This window comes from Mycolicibacterium sp. MU0053 (genome assembly GCF_963378095.1).
In the GTDB taxonomy this organism is placed as follows: Bacteria; Actinomycetota; Actinomycetes; order Mycobacteriales; family Mycobacteriaceae; genus Mycobacterium; species Mycobacterium burgundiense.
Genome location: NZ_OY726397.1, coordinates 1823503 through 1842536 on the forward strand (window position 1 = coordinate 1823503; position 19034 = coordinate 1842536).

A 19034-nucleotide genomic window follows, 5' to 3' on the forward strand; every position below is an offset into this window, starting at 1 on the left:
GCGGAACTACACCGCTCGTCGAACCGGACGGTTAACCGGTGCCGGTCATCGTCGTCACCGATTCCGCCGCCCGATTGCCCGCCGAAATGGCTGCCGCGCATGACATCCGGGTGGTTCCGCTGCACATCCTGTTGGACGGGACGGATCTGCGCGACGGCGTCGACGACGTGCCGGCCGACATCCACGAGCGCCAGGCCAGCACCGCCGGGGCCAGTCCGGCCGAACTGCGTGCCGCCTATCAGCGGGCCCTGACGGACAGCGCCGGCGCCGGGGTGGTGGCGGTGCACCTGTCGGCGGCCTTGTCGGGCACCTTCGGAGCCGCCGAACAGGCCGCCGCGGAACTCGGAACCGATGTGACGGTGATCGATTCCCGGTCCACCGCCATGGGCACGGGTTTCGTCGCCGTCGCCGCGGCCCGCGCGGCCGCCGCCGGGGCGGACCGGGAATCCGTGGCGGCCCAGGCCCGCTCCGCGGTCGGCCGGGGGCACGGCTACATCGTCGTGCACCGCCTGGACAACCTGCGCCGCAGCGGTCGGATCGGGGGCGCGGCGGCCTGGTTGGGCACCGCGCTGTCGCTCAAACCGCTGCTGCGCATCGACGACGGCAAATTGGTGCTGGCCCAACGGGTCCGGACCCCCAGCAAGGCGATCGCGACAATGATCGACCGGGTCAGCGAGGTGGTCGGCACGCGTTCGGCCGGGCTGGCGGTGCACCACGTGGCCAACCCAGACGGGGCTGCAGAAGTGGCCGCCGCGCTGGCAGAGCGCCTGCCCGCCTGCCCGCCGGCGGTGATCACCGAGCTCGGTCCGGTGCTGGCGCTGCATGTCGGGGCCGGCGCCGTCGCGGTGGTCGCGGACGTACCCGATACCGAGTAACGCGCCGGGGTTTGTCCACAGCCCCGCCTTGATCCACAGCCACTCGGTCGCCGCGGGTCGGCGAGCGTCGGACGTCGCCGCGCCGCTCTAGCGTCGGCGCCATGGCTACCGAGCTTCCCGCGGACCGTCTGCAGCGTCGGCTCCGGGCCGAGGGCACCGACACCGATGCGGCCGACGACGCCGACGACGACGCGGACGGCGATCCCCGCGATCTCACCCCGCGCTGGCTGCCGGACGCCGGGGCGGGTGGGGACAGCACGCTACGCGGGTGGGTCGCCGCCGCCCGGGCCGATCCGGGCCGCGCGGGCGGAATGGCTCTGGCGGTGGTCGCGGCGCTCGCGGTGCTGGTGACGGTGTTCACCCTGATCCGCAACGAACCCGCGCCGGTGGTCTCGGCCAAGCTGCCGCCCGTGGAAATGGTGGCGTCCGACAGTGTCCGGCCCAGTACCAGCACGACGGCGCGGCCGGAGCAACCGGTGATCGTCAGTGTCGTCGGCCTGGTGCAGGAGCCCGGACTCGTCACGGTCACGCCGGGGGCGCGGGTGGCCGATGCGCTCACCGCCGCGGGGGGCACATTGGCCGGCGCCGACACCGTCGGGCTGAACATGGCTCGGCACCTCAACGACGGAGAGCAGGTGGTGGTCGGCATCTCCCCGGTGCCGGGCGCACCGCCGGGGCTGGGCAGTTCGGTCGGGGGCGCGACGGCCCCGGCCGCCAGGACGGGAGGTGACAAGGCCACCGCCAAGGAGCCCGCCGGCGGTGAGCCGCAGGGGCCGGTGGATCTCAACGCCGCGACCGAGGCGCAACTCGACGAGCTGCCCGGGATCGGACCGGTGACCGCCGCGGCGATCGTGGCGTGGCGCGAGGAGCACGGCGCGTTCGCCAGTGTGGATCAGCTCGGCGAGGTGGACGGGATCGGACCCGCGCGGCTGCAACGGCTGCGCGATCTGGTGCGGGTGTGAATGAACGCCCCGACCTGCGGCTGGTTCCGGCGGCCCTGACCGCATGGGCGGTCACCGCCGCGGGAATCTGCTGGGATATCGGAGCGGTGCTGACCGGCGTGTGCCTGGCGGTCGGGGCCGGCGCGGGCGCGCTGTGGTGCGCGCTGCCCCGCGAGCGGGAGACGGCGCGGGTCGCGGGCGCAGTCGTGGCGGCAGCGGCCGTGGTCGGGATGGGTTTCAGCGTCGCGGTCAACCTGCGCAGCACCAGTGTGCGTCAGCACCCGGTGGTCGAACGCTTCGGCTCGGCGGCCACCGTCACCGTGGTGCCCTCGGAGTCCCCGCTGACGATCGGCGGGGGTCGGTTGCTGATCAAGGCGGACCTCCGGCTGGTCGACAACGTCCAAACCCGGGGCCGGGTGGTGGTTTTCGCGCCGGTGTCGCATTACCACGGCATCGGCGTCGGGCAGCCGCTGCGATTCCGGGCGCGGATCAGCAAGCCCACCCGTCGCGATCTGACCGTCGCGGCGCTCAATGCCAGCGGTGCTCCGACACTCGGTGAGGCTTCGCTTCTGCAACGGGCGGCCGGCACGGCGCGCGGCCGGCTCGCCGAGCGGGCGCGGGAGGTGCTGCCCGCGGATCAGGCGGCGATGCTGCCCGCGCTGGTGCTCGGTGACACCTCGGCGGTGCCGCCGACGGCGACCCAGCAGTTCCGGGTTGCGGGGCTCACCCATCTGACGGCAGTCTCGGGCGCCAACGTCACCATCGTGTGCGGCGCGGTGTTGTTGGTCGCCGGATTCTTCGGGCCCCGCATCGCGGTGGTCCTGGCCGGGCTGGCGCTGATCGCGTTTGTGGTGGTGGTCCAGCCCACCGCCAGCGTGCTGCGCGCCGCGGTGATGGGGGCCATCGCCCTGCTGGCGTTACTGACGGCGCGACGCAGGCAAGCCATCCCGGCACTGGCCGGCGCGGTGCTGGTGCTGCTGATCGTCGCGCCGCAGTTGGCGGTCGACATCGGATTCGCACTCTCGGTGGCGGCCACCGCGGCGCTCATCGTGCTGGCGCCGCGGTGGTCGCTGCGACTGGTCGGGCGCGGCTGGCCCAAGCCGCTGGCCGACGCGCTGTGCATGGCGGTGGCCGCGCAGTTGGTCACCGCACCCCTGGTCGCCGGGATTTCCGGGACGCTCAGTCTGGTTGCCGTGCTGGCCAATTTGTTGGTCACGGTGGTGATCGCGCCCATCACGCTGTTCGGCACCGCGGCCGCGGCCCTGAGCCCACTGTGGCCCGCCGCGGCCCGGCTGCTGATCCGGTTCACCGGTCCGGAACTGTGGTGGCTGCTGCAGGTTGCGCGGTGGACCGCGGCGGTGCCGCACGCCGCGGTGCCGGTGCCCGCCGGCGCCGTCGGGGTACTCACCCTCGCGGCCGCGGCGGTGGCCGGGGTGCTCTGCAGCGGCCACCGGCGCGGGCGGATTGCGCTGGGCTGCTTGGCGATGGTGGCCGCGGCGTGGGCGATCGCCGGCCTCGGGTGAGCGGACTTGGCGGGTCGTCGGCGGCGTGTGACACCATCGTCGGCGTGAGCGCACAGGTACCCGGACTGCATCTCGTGCTCGGCGATGAGGAACTGCTCATCGATCGCGCCATCGCCGCGGTGACCCGCGACGCGCGCTCGCGCGCCGGCGCCCAGGTCGGCGCCTCCGACATCCCGGTCAGCCGGCTGCGCGCCGGCGACGTCAGCACCTCCGAGCTCGCCGAACTACTCAGCCCGTCGCTGTTCGCCGATGAGCGCATCGTCGTGCTGGAGGCGGCGGGGGAGGCCGGCAAGGATGCCGTCGGGCTGATCGCGACCGCGGCCGCCGATCTGCCGGCGGGCACCGAACTGGTGGTGGTGCACTCCGGCGGGGGCCGGGCGAAGGCATTGGCCACCCGTTTGCGCGAAGTCGGGGCAAGGGTGTATCCGTGCGCCAAGATCACCAAGGTCAGCGAACGCGCCGAGTTCATCCGCGGCGAGTTCCGCACCCTCAAGATCAAGGTCAGCGACGAGACGGTGACCGCGCTGCTCGACGCGGTGGGATCCGACATCCGGGAACTGGCCGCGGCCTGTTCGCAGTTGGTCGCCGACACCGATGGCCGGGTGGACCCCGCCGCGGTGCGCCGCTATCACAGCGGCAAAGCCGAGGTCAAAGGGTTCGACATCGCGGACAAGGCGATCGTGGGTGATGTGGAGGGTGCGGCCGAGGCGCTGCGCTGGGCGATGCTCGCCGGCGAGCCGCGGGTGGTACTGGCCGACGCGCTCGCCGAGGCCGTGCACACCATCGCGCGGGTGGCTCCGCTGTCGGGGGATCCCTATCGACTGGCCGGTGAACTCGGCATGCCGCCGTGGCGCATCCAGAAGGCGCAGAAACAGTCGCGGCGTTGGTCCCGGGACCGGGTCGCCAGCGCGCTGCGCCTGGTTGCGGCGCTCAACGCGGACGTCAAAGGCGCGGCCGCCGACCCCGATTACGCGCTGGAGTCGACGGTGCGGGCCGTGGCCGAATTGGCCAGGAACAACTGATCAGAGCTTGTTGAGAGCCAGGGTCAGCGCCGACTTCTTGTTGGCGGCCTGGTTCTTGTGGATGACACCCTTGCTGGCAGCCTTGTCCAGCTGACGAGTGGTCGCCACCAGCAGCTGGGCTGCGGTGTCCTTATCGCCGGACTCGAGGGCCTCGCGGAACCCACGGACAGCCGTGCGAAGTGAGGACTTCACCGACTGGTTGCGCAGACGGGCGCGCTCGTTGGTGCGGTTGCGCTTTTCCTGCGACTTGATGTTGGCCACGCGTCAGTTCCTTCTAATTCTCAAAAGCTGGGTATGGGCGGGAGCAATCTCCACCTGCCCGGCAGCGGGCAGCGACTGTTCAGGTTACCAGTTCGGCCGATAAACCCCCAAAGCGCGCCGCGTCCGTGGTCGCGATTGCTCGGCTGGCCTGCCGATACCGCAGCGGTGGGGCAGCATGGGGGTGATGAGCGTGCGAACTTTGCCGGGCCAGAGCAAACGACAATCCAAGTCCACGCGCGCTGCCAAGAAGCACGTGCCGATCTTCGACGGCTACAACGACCGCGGCTGCTATGCCGACGCATTCGACGAGATGTTTGACGCCCAGGGCGCGGTCCGCGGACCCTACAAGGGGATCTACGCCGAGCTGGCACCGTCGGATGCCTCGGAGTTGGCGGCCCGTGCCGAGGCGCTGAGTCGCGCGTTCGTCGACCAGGGCATCACGTTCTCGCTGTCCGGCCAGGAGCGGCCCTTCCCGCTGGATCTGGTGCCGCGGGTGATCTCGGCCGCGGAGTGGACCCGGCTGGAGAAGGGCATCAAGCAGCGGGTCACCGCCCTGGAGATGTATCTCGACGACATCTACGGCGAGAAGGAGATTCTGCGCGACGGGGTGATCCCCCGGCGCCTGGTCACCTCCTGCGACCACTTCCACCGGGAGGCGGCGGGCATCGTGCCGCCCAACGGGGTGCGGATCCACGTCGCGGGCATCGACCTCGTCCGCGACGAGCAGGGCACGTTCCGGGTGCTGGAGGACAACCTGCGGTCCCCGTCGGGGGTCTCCTACGTGATGGAGAACCGTCGCACCATGGCCCGGGTGTTCCCCAACCTGTTCGCCACCAACCGGGTGCGCGCGGTCGGCGACTATTCGTCGCATTTGCTCCGCGCGCTGCGCAAAGCGGCCCCCACCAACGCCGCCGACCCGACCGTGGTGGTGCTGACCCCCGGGGTGTACAACTCCGCCTACTTCGAACATTCGCTGCTGGCCCGGCAGATGGGCGCCGAGCTGGTGGAGGGGCGCGACCTGTTCTGCCGCGACAACACCGTCTACATGCGAACCACCGAGGGTGAGCGCCAGGTGGACGTCATCTACCGCCGCATCGACGACGAGTTCCTGGACCCGATGCATTTTCGTCCCGACTCGATGCTGGGGGTGGCGGGCATCGTCAACGCCGCCCGGGCCGGCAACGTGGTGATCTCGTCGGCGGTGGGCAACGGCGTCGGCGACGACAAGCTGGTCTACACGTACGTCCCGACGATCATCGACTACTACCTGGGTGAGAAGCCGCTGCTGGCCAACGTCGACACGTTGCGGTGCTGGCTCGACGAGGAGCGCGAAGAGGTGCTCGACCGGATCGAGGAGCTGGTGGTCAAACCGGTGGAAGGCTCCGGTGGCTACGGCATTGTCTTCGGGCCGGACGCCTCGGCCAAGGAGCTGGCCGCGATCCGGCGCAAGGTCGAGGCGGATCCGCGCGGATGGATCGCCCAGCCAGTCGTGCAGCTCTCGACCGTGCCGACCCAGGTCGGCGACCGGTTGGCGCCGCGGCACGTCGACCTGCGACCCTTCGCGGTCAACGACGGCGACGAGATCTGGGTGCTGCCCGGCGGCCTGACCCGGGTCGCGTTGCCCGAGGGGTCGCTGATGGTCAACTCCAGCCAGGGTGGCGGTTCCAAGGACACCTGGGTGCTGGCGTCGCGGACGTCGTCGGCGGACCGCGAACTGGCCGCCGCCGAACTGGTGCGCACGCTGCCCGGCGAGGCCAAACCGGCCGACCGGGTCCCGAAGGCGCCGCGGGCCGGTGGCGAACAGCAACAGCAGCAGCAACAACAGCAGGGGGTGGTCGGCTGATGTTGGCCCGCAACGCCGAATCGCTGTACTGGATCGGCCGTTACGTCGAACGGGCCGATGACACCGCGCGCATCCTCGACGTGGTGATCCACCAGCTGCTCGAGGACTCCAGCGTCGACCCGGACCACACCTCGCGGGTGTTGCTGCGGGTCCTCGACATCGAGCCCCCCGACGAACCGCTGGATGTCTGGTCGCTGACCGACTTGGTCGCGTTCACCCGCGGTGTCGAGGGCGGCAGCTCGATTGTCGACGCGATCACGGCGGCCCGGGAAAATGCCCGCGGCGCAAGGGAAGTCACCTCTACCGAGATGTGGGAGTGTCTCAACACCACGTACAACGCGTTGCCGGAGCGCGAACGGGCCGCGCGCCGGTTGGGTCCGCACGAGTTCCTCGCCTACGTGGAGGGCCGCGCCGCGATGTTCGCCGGCTTGGCGGACTCCACCCTGTCCCGCGACGACGGCTACCGGTTCCTGGTGCTCGGTCGGGCCATCGAACGCGTCGACATGACGGTGCGGATGCTGCAGTCCCGGGTCGGGGACAGCGCCTCGTCGCCGGCCTGGGTCACGGTGCTCAGGTCGGCGGGCGCCCATGACGCCTATCTGCGTACCTACCGCGGGGTGCTCGATGCCGGACGGGTGGTCGAATTCATGCTGCTGGACCGGCTTTTCCCGCGCTCGGTGTTCTACTCGCTGCGGATGGCCGAGCACAGCCTCGACGAGTTGCAGCATCGCAAACACAATCGGGTCGGGGCCGCCGACGAGGCTCAGCGATTGCTGGGCCGCGCTCGCAGCGAGCTGGAGTTCCTGCGGCCCGGCGTGCTGCTGGAGTCGCTGGAAACCGGGTTGGACGATCTGCAGACCACCTGCTTCGAGGTCGGAGAAGCGTTGGCGCTGCAGTATTTCCACTCCGCGCCGTGGGTGGCCTGGACCGACGCCGGACACGACGCGCTGGTCATCGAAGAGGGGGAAATCTAGCCATGTGGCGGATGCGCGTCGTGCACGCGACCGGCTATGCCTACAAGTCCGCGGTGACCGCGTCGTACAACGAGGCGAGGTTGACGCCGCGGTCGGATCAGCGCCAGAACGTGATCCTCAACCGGGTCGAGACGGTCCCGGCCACCCGGTCCTACCGCTACGTCGACTACTGGGGCACCGCCGTCACCGCCTTCGATCTGCACGCACCGCACACCGAACTCGAGGTGACCGCCTCGTCGGTGGTGGAGACCGAGAAGCCGGAAGCGCCGGAGTTGGAGGTGACGTGGTCGGATCTGGACTCCGAGGCCGCCCTCGACCGATTCGACGAGATGCTCAGCCCCGCCCACTTCACGCCGGCAAGCAAACGCCTCGAACGGATCGGACGGCGCATCGCCCGCGACCACACTCCGCAGCAGGCTGTCATCGAGGCGTCGCGTTGGGTGGCCGGGGAACTGGAGTACGTCGCGGGCACCACCGGCGTGCACTCCTCGGGTCTGGACGCGCTACGGGAGGGCAAAGGGGTGTGTCAGGACTTCGCGCACCTGACGCTGATCCTCTTGCGGGGGATGGGAATTCCGTCCCGATACGTCTCCGGCTACCTGCACCCGCACGCCGAGGCCGAGATCGGCGATACCGTCGAAGGCCAGAGCCACGCCTGGATTCAGGCCTGGACGGGGGAGTGGTGGTACTACGACCCGACCAACGACGCCGAGATCAACGAGCAGTACATCAGCGTCGGTGTGGGCCGCGACTACTCGGATGTGACACCGCTGAAGGGCATCTACTCCGGGGAGGGCTCCACGGACCTCGACGTGATGGTGGAGATCACCCGGCTGGCCTGACCCGCCGGTCAGCCGACCTCGACCCGGTGCAGATCGTCGCCCAGTTCGATGCGCCCGTCGAACTCCGCGGCGGCCAGCCGGCGCCACTCGTCTTCCTGGCCGGGCACGAGGGCCGGAACGTAATGGGTGAGGATCAGCGTGCCCACCCCGGCGCGCTTCGCCGTGGCCGCCGCCTGTTGCACCGACGAGTGATAGTCGCAGATGTCCTTGAAGCGTTGCAGGGGCATCAGTTGCACCAGATCCTCGCGAATCACGGTGTGCACCATGGCGTCCGCCCCCGCGCTCAGCGCGTCCAGGCCGGCGCACGGTACGGTGTCGCCGGCCAACACCACTGCGGTGTCCTCGCATTCCACCCGGAACCCCAGGGTGGGTTCCACCGGTCGGTGGTCGGTGGGTCCGGCGACGATGCGCACCGCGCCGCGATCCCACACCACGCCCTCGGTGTACTCCTGCACGTCCAGCGGAGGTGGTGCGGTCAGGTCGTCGTGATGGGCAATGCGATAGCCGATGTCGAAGCCGAACGCCGTGAGCGTCGCCGCCACCACCGCGGCCGTGCCGGGCGGGCCGATGATCGGCAGCGGAGCCGGGGCGGGGTGCGACTCCGAGGGGAATGCGGTGACCCAGCGGGTGATGATCACGTCGCCGAGATCGGCGATGTGATCGCTGTGCAGATGGGTGAGCAACAGCGCATCGAGGGTGTTGGCGCCGACGCCGATCGCGGCGGCCCGCTGCAGCACGCCGCGCCCGCAGTCCACCAGCACCGTCTGTCCGCCGGCCCGGACCAGCGTGGCCGGCCCGGCCCGGTTCGGATCGGGGATGGGACTACCGGTGCCCAGCAGCGTGATCTCGATCGACATCCCTCGTGTATCTCACATCCGAGCGCCGGTTAGGGGCGGATCGCGCAAGCCCGGACCGTTGCCCTTTCGCCGCCGAGGAATCCCGCCTAGGCTGGTGTGAACTGGATCACAGCTGTGGAGGTTGCGATGCGGATCGCGGATGTCTTGAGGAGCAAAGGGTCGGATGTCGCCACGGTGCGACCGGAAGCGACGGTGCGCGACCTGCTGACCGGCCTGGCCGAGGCCAACATCGGCGCCATGGTGGTGGTCGGTTCGGCCGGGGTGATCGCCGGGATGGTCTCCGAGCGGGACGTGGTGCGCCGACTCTACGAGCAGGGCCCGAGCATCCTCGAGTTGCCGGTGGCCAAGATCATGACGCCAGCGGTGGCCACCTGCGGCCTGGACTCTTCGGTCGACGAGCTCTCGGAGATGATGACCACCAACCGGGTGCGCCACATTCCGGTGCTGGTCGACGGTCGATTGGCCGGCATCGTGAGCATCGGCGACGTCGTCAAGAGCCGACTCGAGGAGCTGCAGTCCGAGCACGAACTGTTGCAGGCCTACATCACCCAGGGCTGAGCACCCGACGTTGCCATGTCAGGCTGAACGGGTGGATTCCACCAACCCGGCGCCCGAAGTCGCGGCGGCCCGCAAGGCCGACGTCCGCGAGTTGGCGCACACCCTGGCCCGCGCGTTTTTCGACGACCCGGTGATGACCTGGATGCTGCCGCAGCCCGGTCGACGCGCGAAGGCGCTGCCGACGATGTTCGCCGCGATGGCCCGCCACCACTTTCTCGGCGACGGCGGCGTCGAGGTCGCCACCGCTGGTGGGCACATCGCCGCGGCCGCGCTGTGGTCGCCGCCGGGCCGCTGGAAGACGACCACCTGGCAGGAGCTGCGCATGATGCGGGGGTTCGTGCGGGCGTTCGGCATGGACTTCAAGCGCGGTAAGCAGGTCGAGGAGCTGATGGCCAAGCACCACCCCGAGCAGCCGCACTGGTATCTCGGGGTGATCGGCAGCGACCCCACCTTCCGCGGCGGCGGGTTCGGCCACGCCTTGATGGCCGCACGCCTGGACCGCGTCGACGCCGAGTACGCCCCGGCCTATCTGGAGTCCAGCAATCCCGACAACGTGCCCTACTACCAACGCTTCGGCTTCGACATCACCGGCGAGATCCAGCTGCCCGACGGCGGCCCGGTAATGGCGCAGATGTGGCGCGAGCCGCGCTGACCGGGGGCGTCGAGGTCGACGAAATGCCGGAAGCTTCTCGCACTTTCCGGCCCAATTGTCCCGTTGGGCGGAACAGGGGGCCGGCTCAGGTCCAGGAGTAGTCGGCGCGCAGCCGGGTCGCGACGATCTCGAACGTGGTGCGCTCCAGGATGGCGCCCTCGCGCCGGATGCCCTCCTCGGGCACGTCGAGCACCCGGTCCAGCCGGACCCAGCTGGGCCGTCCCTCGCCGTCCCACGGCCCCGAACCGATGCCGACCCAGTGCCGGTCGTCGGCGTGGTGCTGCTGACTGGACAGCATGAGCCCCAACAGGACCTTGCGGTCGCGTCCCACCACCAGAACCGGGCGGTCCTTGCCGCGGGTGGGGTCGTCCTCGTAGACCACCCAGGTCCAGACGATCTCGCCCGGATCGGCCTGTCCGTCGAGGTCCGGGGCGTACGAGATGCGGCGGGCTCGGTGCGCGGTCGGCACGCTGGACTTCGTCACCGGCCGGCCCGCGGTGATGGCGGCCGGGGACTCGGTGGCCGCGCCGACGAGCGCGTCGACGCCGATCTTGAGGCCCTGCTGAAGCCCCTGTTGGAGGCTGCGCTGCATGGCCTGCGGGTTTTGCAGATTGCGTACCAGCTTGGGCGCCTCGCTGAACACCAGACGCTCGGTGGCTTTCAAAACCTGCCGCAGCGGTCCCCATTGCGACGCCATAGCCGCCAAGCATAGGCGCTTGTCGGCAAGCTCGATTGTGTGACGAGGACCTGTGCTAGCTAGTCTGGAGACGTCCTTACGCGCCTGACCGGCCGACCTACCAGGAGATTTTCATCAGTAGCTTCGCCGACAAAACGTTTACCGCGCCGGCGCAGATTCGAAATTTCTGCATCATCGCCCATATCGACCACGGCAAGTCCACCCTGGCCGACCGGATGTTGGGTCTCACCGGCGTCGTTGCGGACCGCGATATGCGTGCCCAGTACCTGGACCGGATGGACATCGAGCGCGAGCGCGGCATCACCATCAAGGCGCAGAACGTGCGGCTGCCGTGGAAGTACAACGGCGAAGAATTTGTCCTGCACCTGATCGACACCCCGGGCCACGTCGACTTCACCTACGAGGTGTCGCGTGCGCTGGAGGCCTGCGAGGGCGCGGTGCTACTGGTCGACGCCGCCCAGGGGATCGAGGCGCAGACCCTGGCCAACCTGTACCTGGCACTGGACCGCGACCTCACCGTCATCCCGGTGCTCAACAAGATCGATCTGCCCGCCGCCGATCCGGACCGCTACGCCGCTGAGATCGCCCACATCATCGGCTGCGAGCCCGAAGACGTGCTGCGGGTCTCCGGCAAGACCGGGGTCGGCGTGACCGAGCTGATCGACGAGGTGGTCCGTAAGGTGCCGCCGCCGCAGGGCGACGCCGACGCGCCGGCCCGCGCGATGATCTTCGACTCGGTCTACGACATCTACCGCGGGGTGGTCACCTACGTCCGGGTGGTCGACGGCAAGATCACCCCGCGCGAGCGCATCACGATGATGTCGACGGGCTCGACCCACGAACTGCTGGAAGTCGGCATCGTCTCACCGGACCCCAAGCCGAGCGTCGGCCTCGGCGTCGGGGAGGTCGGCTACCTGATCACCGGGGTGAAGGACGTCCGACAGTCCAAGGTCGGCGACACCGTCACCACCGCGCGGCACGGTGCCACCGAGGCGCTGACCGGATACCGCGAACCCAAACCGATGGTCTATTCCGGGCTGTACCCGGTGGACGGGTCGGATTACCCGAACTTGCGGGAGGCCCTGGAGAAGCTGCAGCTCAACGATGCGGCCCTGACGTGGGAACCGGAAACATCGGTGGCGCTCGGCTTCGGCTTCCGCTGCGGCTTCCTCGGGCTGCTGCACATGGAGATCACCCGCGAGCGCCTCGAGCGCGAGTTCGACCTCGACCTGATCTCGACGTCACCGAACGTCGTCTATCGGGTCCAGAAGGACGACGACACCGAGATGACGGTGACGAACCCGGCGGACTGGCCCGAAGGCAAGATCGCCGCGGTCTTCGAGCCGGTGGTCAAGACCACGATCATCGCGCCGAGCGAATTCATCGGCACCATCATGGAATTGTGCCAGTCCCGGCGCGGTGAACTCGGCGGCATGGACTATCTGTCGCCCGAACGCGTGGAGTTGCGCTACACCTTGCCGTTGGGCGAGATCATCTTCGACTTCTTCGATTCGTTGAAGTCGCGCACCCGCGGGTACGCGAGCCTGGACTACGAGGAGGCCGGCGAGCAGGAGGCCGACCTGGTCAAGGTCGACGTCCTGTTGCAGGGCGAGGCCGTCGACGCGTTCAGCGCGATCGTGCACAAGGATTCGGCGTTCGCCTACGGCACCAAGATGACCACCAAGCTCAAGGAGCTGATTCCCCGCCAGCAGTTCGAGGTCCCGGTGCAGGCCGCGATCGGTTCGAGAATCATTGCCCGCGAGAACATTCGGGCCATTCGCAAGGACGTGCTGTCCAAGTGCTACGGCGGCGACATCAGCCGTAAGCGCAAGCTGCTGGAGAAGCAGAAGGAAGGCAAGAAGCGGATGAAGACCATCGGCCGCGTCGAGGTCCCGCAGGAGGCCTTCGTGGCCGCGCTGTCGACCGACGCCGCGAGCGACAAGACCGCCAAGAAGTAGGTCGGCAGGCCGCGCTGAGCGGCCACCGGTGTACAAAATTCGGGCGCGTTTGCGTACCAGGATGAGCGGTCGTGGGGACCAGCCTCAGATGTACATCGCCGGGTCGATGTAGGAGGTCGGGTCGACGGCCGGTTCACGCTGCTTCTCGGTACGGTGCCGCACGACAGCGGGGATACCGGTCGCGATCGATTCCGGCGGCACGTCCCGGGTGACGACGGCGTTGGCGCCGACCGAGCTGTCATCGCCGATCGTCAACGGGCCCAACACCTTTGCGCCGGCACCGATGGTGACCCGGTTGCCGACGGTGGGGTGCCGCTTGACCTGTTGCAGGGTGCGCCCTCCGAGCGTGACCCCGTGGTAGAGCATCACGTCGTCGCCGATCTCGGCGGTCTCGCCGATCACCACGCCCATGCCGTGGTCGATGAAGAAGCGCCGGCCGATGGTGGCGCCGGGGTGGATCTCGATTCCGGTGACCGCCCGCACGATCTGCATGAGCACCCGGGCCGGGCCGCGCAACGCCGGGCGGGACCACATCCGGTGCGCGATCCGGTGCGCCCAGATCGCGTGCAGTCCGGAATACACCAGCGCGTTCTCGATATCTCCGCGCGCGGCCGGATCGTGGGCCCGCGCGTTCCGCAGGTCCTCCCGCAGCGTGGCCAGCAGCGCCATGACTCTCAGTCCCGGATGTGCTCGAACAGCGGTGTGGACACGTAGCGTTCGCCGAAGTCGGGGACGACCACCACGATCACCTTCCCGGCGTTCTCCGGGCGCTTCGCCAATTCGAGTGCGGCCCAGACGTTTGCCCCCGCCGAGATGCCACCCAGGATGCCCTCCTCGGTGCCGAGGGCGCGCGCGACGGTGATCGAGTCCTCGAAACTGGCGTCGAGGATCTCGTCGTAGACGCCGCGGTCGAGTACCTCGGGGATGAAGTTGGCGCCGATGCCCTGAATCTTGTGCGGGCCGGGGTCGCCGCCGTTGAGGATCGGGGAGTCCAGCGGTTCCACGCCGACGATCTGGACCTCCGGTTTGCGCGCCTTGAGGACCCGTCCGACGCCGGTCAGCGTGCCGCCGGTGCCGATCCCGGCGACGAAGACGTCGACCGCACCGTCGGTGTCGCTCCAGACCTCCTCGCCGGTGGTGCGCTCGTGAATGTCCGGATTGGCGGGGTTGGCGAATTGGTCCGCCGCAACCGCGTTCTCGGTTTCGGAGATGATCTGCTTGGCCCGGGCGACCGCACCGGCCATGCCTTCGGATCCCGGCGTCAACACGATTTCGGCACCGAAGGCGCGCAGCATCACGCGCCGTTCCGTCGACATGGTGTCCGGCATCGTCAGGATCACCTGGTATCCCCGCGCCGCGCCCACCATCGCCAGGGCGATGCCGGTATTGCCGCTGGTGGCCTCCACGATGGTGCCGCCCGGTTTGAGCGCGCCGGCGGCCTCGGCCGCGTCGATGATCGCCACCCCGATGCGGTCCTTGACGCTGTTGGCCGGGTTGTAGAACTCCAACTTGGCCAGCACCTGGGCCGGTAGGCCGTCGGTCAATCGGTTGAGCCGGACCAGCGGGGTCCGTCCGACCAATTCGCTGACGTCGTTGTAGATGTTGCCCATAGCCGCCCTCTTCGATGAAGCACAGATCGTCAGACCGAGCGTAGCGGGTGGGCGGGCAAGCGTCGGCATGGTAGCCCAGCGCTGCGGCTCTGAACGCGCTCAGGCAAGCTGGCCTGGTGACTGCTGACGAGAATGTTCTGCTCGTACATTGGCACGATCTCGGTCGCTACCTCGGGGCCTACGGGAACCCAGACGTGCACAGTCCCTGTCTGGACCAACTGGCCGGCGAGGGCCTGTTGTGCACCCGGGCGCATGCGACCGCACCGCTGTGCTCGCCGTCGCGGGGATCGTTGTTCACCGGCCGCTACCCGCAGAGCAACGGCTTGGTGGGACTGGCCCACCACGGCTGGGAGTATCGGACCGGGGTGCAGACGCTGCCGGCGCTGCTGTCCGAGGCCGGTTGGCGCACCGCGCTTTTCGGGATGCAGCACGAGACGAGCTTCCCGTCCCGGCTGGGCTTCGACGAGTTCGACGTGTCCAACTCGTACTGCGAATACGTCGTCGAGCAGTCGATCGCGTGGTTGCGTCGACCACCCACCCAACCGTTCCTGCTGACCGCCGGGTTCTTCGAGACCCACCGCCCGTATCCGCACGACCGCTACGAGCCGGCCGATCCCTCGACGGTGCGGGTGCCCGACTATCTGCCAGACACCCCGGCGGTCCGCCAGGATCTCGCGGACTTCTACGGTGCCATCACGGTCGCCGACGCGGCGGTGGGCCGGTTGCTCGAAGCCCTGTCCGACACCGGACTCGACGAGAACACCTGGGTGGTCTTCCTCACCGATCACGGGCCGGCGCTGCCGCGCGCGAAGTCGACGCTGTATGACGCCGGGACCGGGATTTCGCTGATCGTGCGGCCACCGCGGTCCCGCGCCGTGCCGCCGGGGACCTACGACGAACTCTTCAGCGGGGTGGACCTGCTACCGACGATCTTGGACCTGCTAGGGGTCGAAACACCGTCCGAGGTGGATGGCCTCTCGCATGCTGAGAATTTGCTGGCAAATAGCGGTGAGGTGCGGTCGGCGGTCTTCACCACGAAGACCTACCACGATTCTTTTGACCCCATCCGGGCGATACGCACCAAGCAGTACAGCTACATCGAGAACTATGCGGACCGACCCCTGCTTGACCTGCCCTGGGACATCGAGGAAAGCGCGCCGGGCCAGGCCCTCGCGGGTCGGCTCGACGCCCCGCGGCCACGCCGCGAGTTGTACGATCTGCGCACCGATCCGCGCGAGCTGAACAACCTCCTCACCAGCGCTGATGGCGGTGACGGGGAGGCGATCGCGCAGGCGTACGCGCTGCTGCTCAACGACTGGCGAGAACGGACCAACGACGTCATCCCCTCGGAGTTCGCCGGCACGCGGATCTCCGATCGCTACACCCGGACCTATGCGCACATCAAGGGCATCCCGTACCCGAGCAGATCGGCAACGGCGGCCGATCGCGGCATAGTCCAGCCCCCTACTCAATAGTTATGTTCCGGGTGAACGTAAATCCCACATTTCGCGCGGCATTTGGATTGCTATTAGGCTTTCGCGCATGTCCGATCGGCCCCCGGCGTACCTCGTGCTCGCCTCCCAGCGCAGTGGCAGCACGCTGCTGGTGGAATCACTGAGGGCCACCGGCGTCGCCGGCGAACCGCAGGAGTTTTTCCAGTACCTGCCGGAAACCAGCATGTCCCCGCAACCGCGGGAGTGGTTCGCCGACGTCGAGGATCCGTCGATCCTCGGACTGCTCGACCCGCTGGTGGAGGGCACCCCCGATCTGGCTCCCGCCGAGATCTGGCGCGACTACATCCGCACGGTCGGCCGCACCCCCAACGGGGTGTGGGGCGGCAAGCTGATGTGGAATCAGACCCCGCTGCTGCTGCAGCGGGCACAGGGCCTGCCGGACCGCTCGGGGGCGGGCCTGCTGGCGGCGATCCGCGACGTGATCGGCACCGACCCGGTGCTCGTGCACGTGTATCGGCCCGACGTCGTCTCCCAGGCGGTGTCGTTCTGGCGGGCCGTGCAGACCCGGGTCTGGCGCGGGCGCCCGGACCCGGTGCGCGATTCCCGCGCCGAGTACCACGCCGGTGCGATCGCTCATGTGGTGGCGATGCTGCGCAATCAGGAAGAGGGTTGGCGGAAGTGGTTCGCGGAGGAGGGCATCGAACCCATCGACGTGTCCTATCCGGTGTTGTGGCGCAACCTGACTCAGATCGTCGGGGATGTGCTGGAGGCCATCGGGGAGGATCGCCGCCTGGCGCCGGACCCGGTGCTGGAGCGGCAAGCCGACCAGCGCTCCGACGAGTGGGTCGAGCGCTACCGGGCCGATGCGCAGCGACTGGGCCTCCCGCTCTAGCCACCCAGCGCCCTACATCGGCGCGTTCGCGGGCACGAACACCCCGGAGCTGTCGGCCTCCTCCTCGGCGCGGATCACATGCACCACGGCGTTGATCAACGCCAGGTGGGTGAACGCCTGCGGGAAGTTGCCCAGGTGCCGGCCGGTGCGCGGTTCGATCTCCTCGGCGTAGAGGTGCAGCGGGCTGGCGAAGGACAACAGCCGCTCGCACAGATGCTTCGCCCGGTGGATCTCGCCGATCTCGACCAGGGCCGACACCAGCCAGAACGAGCAAATGGTGAACGTGCCCTCCTCGCCGGACAGGCCGTCGTCGGTCTCTTCGACCCGGTAACGCAGCACCAACCCGTCGTGGGTGAGTTCGTCGGCGATGGCCAGCACGGTCGCCCGGATGCGCGGGTCGTCCGGCGGCAGGAACCGGGTCAACACCGCCAGCAGCAGCGAGGCGTCCAGGGCCGGATCGCCGTAGCGCTGCGTGAGGACCCCGCGCTCGTCGACGCCGTGCTGGAGCACATCGGCCTTGATCTCCTCGGCGATGGCGCGCCACTGTTGGGCGTAGCTCTTCTCACCCTGCAGTTCGGCGAGCTTGGAACCGCGATCCAGGGCCACCCAGCACATGATCTTGCTGGAGGTGAAGTGCTGCGGTTCGCCGCGCACCTCCCAGATGCCGCGGTCGGGCTCGCGCCAATGCTTGACGGCCTCCTCGACCTGCTTCTTGAGCACCGGCCACAACGTCTCGGGAATCTGCTCGCGTGACTTGGTGTGCAGATACACCGAATCGAGCATCGTGCCCCAGATGTCGTGCTGCATCTGGTTGTAGGCGCCGTTGCCGATCCGCACCGGCCGGGCGTTGTCGTAGCCGGACAGGTGGTGCAGTTCCTCTTCCACCAGGCTGCGTTCCCCGCCCACCCCGTACATCACCTGGAGTGGATGCCGCTCGCCGTTGTTGGCGCCGGACACATCGGCGATGAAGGCGAAGAAGTCGTCGGCTTCCCGATCCAGCCCCAGCGTGTACAGGCCCCACAGCGCGAACGTCGAGTCGCGCACCCAGGCATAGCGGTAATCCCAATTCCGTTCGCCCTGCGGCGTTTCCGGCAGCGAGGTGGTGCTGGCGGCCAGCAGCGCGCCGGTCGGGGAATAGGTCAGACCCTTGAGCGTCAGCGCGCTGCGCTGCAGATAGGAGCGCCAGGGATGGTCGGGGAAGTCCCCGATGTTGATCCACTGCCGCCAGGCCTCGCTGGTCTTCCACATCTTCTCGGCGGCTTCTTCGTAGGTCTGCGGCGCCGGATGCTTGGACCAGCTCAGTGCGACGAAGACGTTGTCGCCCTCGGTCAGCCGGGTGCGGGCCCGGGCCTGGTGCCCTTCCAGTCCCAACCGCAGATTGGTGGTCAGCCGCAGCGTCGGATGGGCGTCGGGGTCGCGGCTGGCGCGCGCGATCGCCTCGCCGTAGGCCGCCGCCGAGTACTCCCAGGTCGCGGGGATGCGGTGGTAGTCGAAGGACGGCTCGCAGTTCATCACGAGCTCGACGGTCCCGGACACGCAGCGCACGGTGCGCAGCAGGATGTGCTCGGCGTCCCAGTCCATCGGGGTCCGACGGTGGGTGCGGGAGCGGGACTCCAGATCGTGCCACGGACCCATCACCAGCGCCTCGCGCACGATCAGCCAGCCGGTGTGGGTCTGCCAGGTGGTTTCCAGGATCAGGCTGCCCGGCAGGTACCGCCGCGCCGAGGGCACCGACACGCCGTAGGGACCGAGGCGGAAATGGCCCGCGCCGCGGTCCAGGATCGCCCCGAACACGCTCGGGGAGTCGGGCCGCGGCACGCACAGCCATTCCACCGACCCGGCCGAGCTGATCAGGCAGGTGTTCTCGCAGTCCGAGAGGAACCCGTAGTCGGCGATCGGCGGAAACGCGTTCCGCAGCGGGCCCGACGGGGCATAGGGCACCGGGGCGGTTGCAGCGAACGGCGGAGTGTCGCCGCGCTCAGTGTCGATTGCCATGGGCATCATCATCGGCTGTCGATACGCTCGGCGTCCACTTTATGAACCTCGGCGGTACCGGGCCGAACCGTTGTTGCCGA

The 19034-nt window shown here is 68.9% G+C and carries 18 protein-coding genes; 12 read left to right on the forward strand and 6 right to left on the reverse strand.

Annotation, left to right across the window (positions count from 1 at the left end; all coding sequences use genetic code 11):
* Positions 1-38: 38 nt before the first annotated feature.
* The 4 genes from RCP80_RS08635 (at position 39) to holA (ending at position 4361) form a co-directional block, all read left to right on the forward strand.
* Positions 39-875 carry a DegV family protein gene (locus tag RCP80_RS08635; protein ID WP_308481934.1) on the forward strand — a complete coding sequence of 279 codons (837 nt, stop codon included), beginning with the start codon at positions 39-41 and terminating at the stop codon, positions 873-875.
* 101 nt (positions 876-976) lie between these two features.
* Positions 977-1837, forward strand: coding sequence for a ComEA family DNA-binding protein (locus tag RCP80_RS08640; protein WP_308481935.1), 861 nt, complete (start codon positions 977-979; stop codon positions 1835-1837).
* A gap of 14 nt (positions 1838-1851) precedes the next feature.
* Positions 1852-3339, forward strand: coding sequence for a ComEC/Rec2 family competence protein (locus tag RCP80_RS08645; RefSeq protein WP_308482759.1), 1488 nt, complete (start codon positions 1852-1854; stop codon positions 3337-3339).
* Positions 3340-3383: 44 nt separating this feature from the next.
* Positions 3384-4361: a DNA polymerase III subunit delta gene (gene holA / locus RCP80_RS08650; protein ID WP_308481936.1), complete on the forward strand. Its 978-nt coding sequence runs from the start codon at positions 3384-3386 to the stop codon at positions 4359-4361.
* Here the strand turns inward: holA and rpsT are convergent, their stop codons facing one another.
* Entirely contained in the window at positions 4362-4622 is a 261-nt protein-coding gene (gene rpsT, locus RCP80_RS08655; protein WP_308481937.1) for a 30S ribosomal protein S20, read from the reverse strand.
* A 184-nt stretch (positions 4623-4806) separates the two neighbouring features.
* On the opposite strand from rpsT, the gene RCP80_RS08660 reads away from it, so the two are divergent.
* Genes RCP80_RS08660 through RCP80_RS08670 form a run of 3 tightly spaced genes read left to right on the forward strand, consistent with a single transcriptional unit; the run spans position 4807 to position 8281 of the window.
* Positions 4807-6465 (forward strand): circularly permuted type 2 ATP-grasp protein, encoded by a 1659-nt coding sequence (locus tag RCP80_RS08660; RefSeq protein ID WP_373693472.1) that lies wholly within the window; start codon positions 4807-4809, stop codon positions 6463-6465.
* A complete protein-coding gene (locus tag RCP80_RS08665; RefSeq protein WP_308481939.1) occupies positions 6465-7439 on the forward strand; it encodes an alpha-E domain-containing protein in 975 nt (324 codons plus the stop codon). The genes RCP80_RS08660 and RCP80_RS08665 overlap by 1 nt, the downstream gene beginning before the upstream one ends.
* A gap of 2 nt (positions 7440-7441) precedes the next feature.
* On the forward strand, positions 7442-8281 hold the full coding sequence (locus RCP80_RS08670; RefSeq protein WP_308481940.1) for a transglutaminase family protein: 840 nt from the start codon (positions 7442-7444) through the stop codon (positions 8279-8281).
* An 8-nt stretch (positions 8282-8289) separates the two neighbouring features.
* Here the strand turns inward: RCP80_RS08670 and RCP80_RS08675 are convergent, their stop codons facing one another.
* On the reverse strand, positions 8290-9138 hold the full coding sequence (locus tag RCP80_RS08675) for a ribonuclease Z (protein ID WP_308481941.1): 849 nt from the start codon (positions 9136-9138) through the stop codon (positions 8290-8292).
* A gap of 126 nt (positions 9139-9264) precedes the next feature.
* Here RCP80_RS08675 and RCP80_RS08680 point away from each other — a divergent pair, with 126 nt between their 5' ends.
* On the forward strand, positions 9265-9696 hold the full coding sequence (locus RCP80_RS08680) for a CBS domain-containing protein (RefSeq protein WP_308481942.1): 432 nt from the start codon (positions 9265-9267) through the stop codon (positions 9694-9696).
* A 31-nt stretch (positions 9697-9727) separates the two neighbouring features.
* Complete coding sequence (locus RCP80_RS08685) at positions 9728-10348, forward strand: GNAT family N-acetyltransferase (RefSeq protein ID WP_308481943.1); 621 nt, start codon at positions 9728-9730, stop codon at positions 10346-10348.
* 85 nt (positions 10349-10433) lie between these two features.
* Here RCP80_RS08685 and RCP80_RS08690 read toward each other — a convergent pair whose 3' ends face one another.
* The gene (locus RCP80_RS08690; RefSeq protein WP_308481944.1) at positions 10434-11045 is read right to left on the reverse strand and encodes a type II toxin-antitoxin system PemK/MazF family toxin; all 612 of its coding nucleotides are present in this window, start codon (positions 11043-11045) and stop codon (positions 10434-10436) included.
* Between the two features lie 107 nt (positions 11046-11152).
* Here RCP80_RS08690 and lepA point away from each other — a divergent pair, with 107 nt between their 5' ends.
* Positions 11153-13003 (forward strand): translation elongation factor 4, encoded by a 1851-nt coding sequence (lepA, locus tag RCP80_RS08695; RefSeq protein ID WP_308482760.1) that lies wholly within the window; start codon positions 11153-11155, stop codon positions 13001-13003.
* 84 nt (positions 13004-13087) lie between these two features.
* Here lepA and epsC read toward each other — a convergent pair whose 3' ends face one another.
* Together epsC and cysK are read right to left on the reverse strand one after the other, a co-directional pair.
* On the reverse strand, positions 13088-13672 hold the full coding sequence (epsC, locus tag RCP80_RS08700; RefSeq protein WP_308481945.1) for a serine O-acetyltransferase EpsC: 585 nt from the start codon (positions 13670-13672) through the stop codon (positions 13088-13090).
* 5 nt (positions 13673-13677) lie between these two features.
* Entirely contained in the window at positions 13678-14613 is a 936-nt protein-coding gene (cysK, locus tag RCP80_RS08705) for a cysteine synthase A (RefSeq protein WP_308481946.1), read from the reverse strand.
* A 116-nt stretch (positions 14614-14729) separates the two neighbouring features.
* On the opposite strand from cysK, the gene RCP80_RS08710 reads away from it, so the two are divergent.
* Both RCP80_RS08710 and stf0 read left to right on the forward strand, forming a co-directional pair.
* Positions 14730-16088 carry a sulfatase family protein gene (locus tag RCP80_RS08710; protein ID WP_308481947.1) on the forward strand — a complete coding sequence of 453 codons (1359 nt, stop codon included), beginning with the start codon at positions 14730-14732 and terminating at the stop codon, positions 16086-16088.
* 67 nt (positions 16089-16155) lie between these two features.
* Positions 16156-16959, forward strand: coding sequence for a trehalose 2-sulfotransferase (stf0, locus tag RCP80_RS08715; RefSeq protein ID WP_308481948.1), 804 nt, complete (start codon positions 16156-16158; stop codon positions 16957-16959).
* Between the two features lie 12 nt (positions 16960-16971).
* On the opposite strand, the gene RCP80_RS08720 is transcribed toward stf0, so the two are convergent.
* On the reverse strand, positions 16972-18954 hold the full coding sequence (locus RCP80_RS08720; RefSeq protein WP_308481949.1) for a glycoside hydrolase family 15 protein: 1983 nt from the start codon (positions 18952-18954) through the stop codon (positions 16972-16974).
* Positions 18955-19034 lie beyond the last annotated feature (80 nt).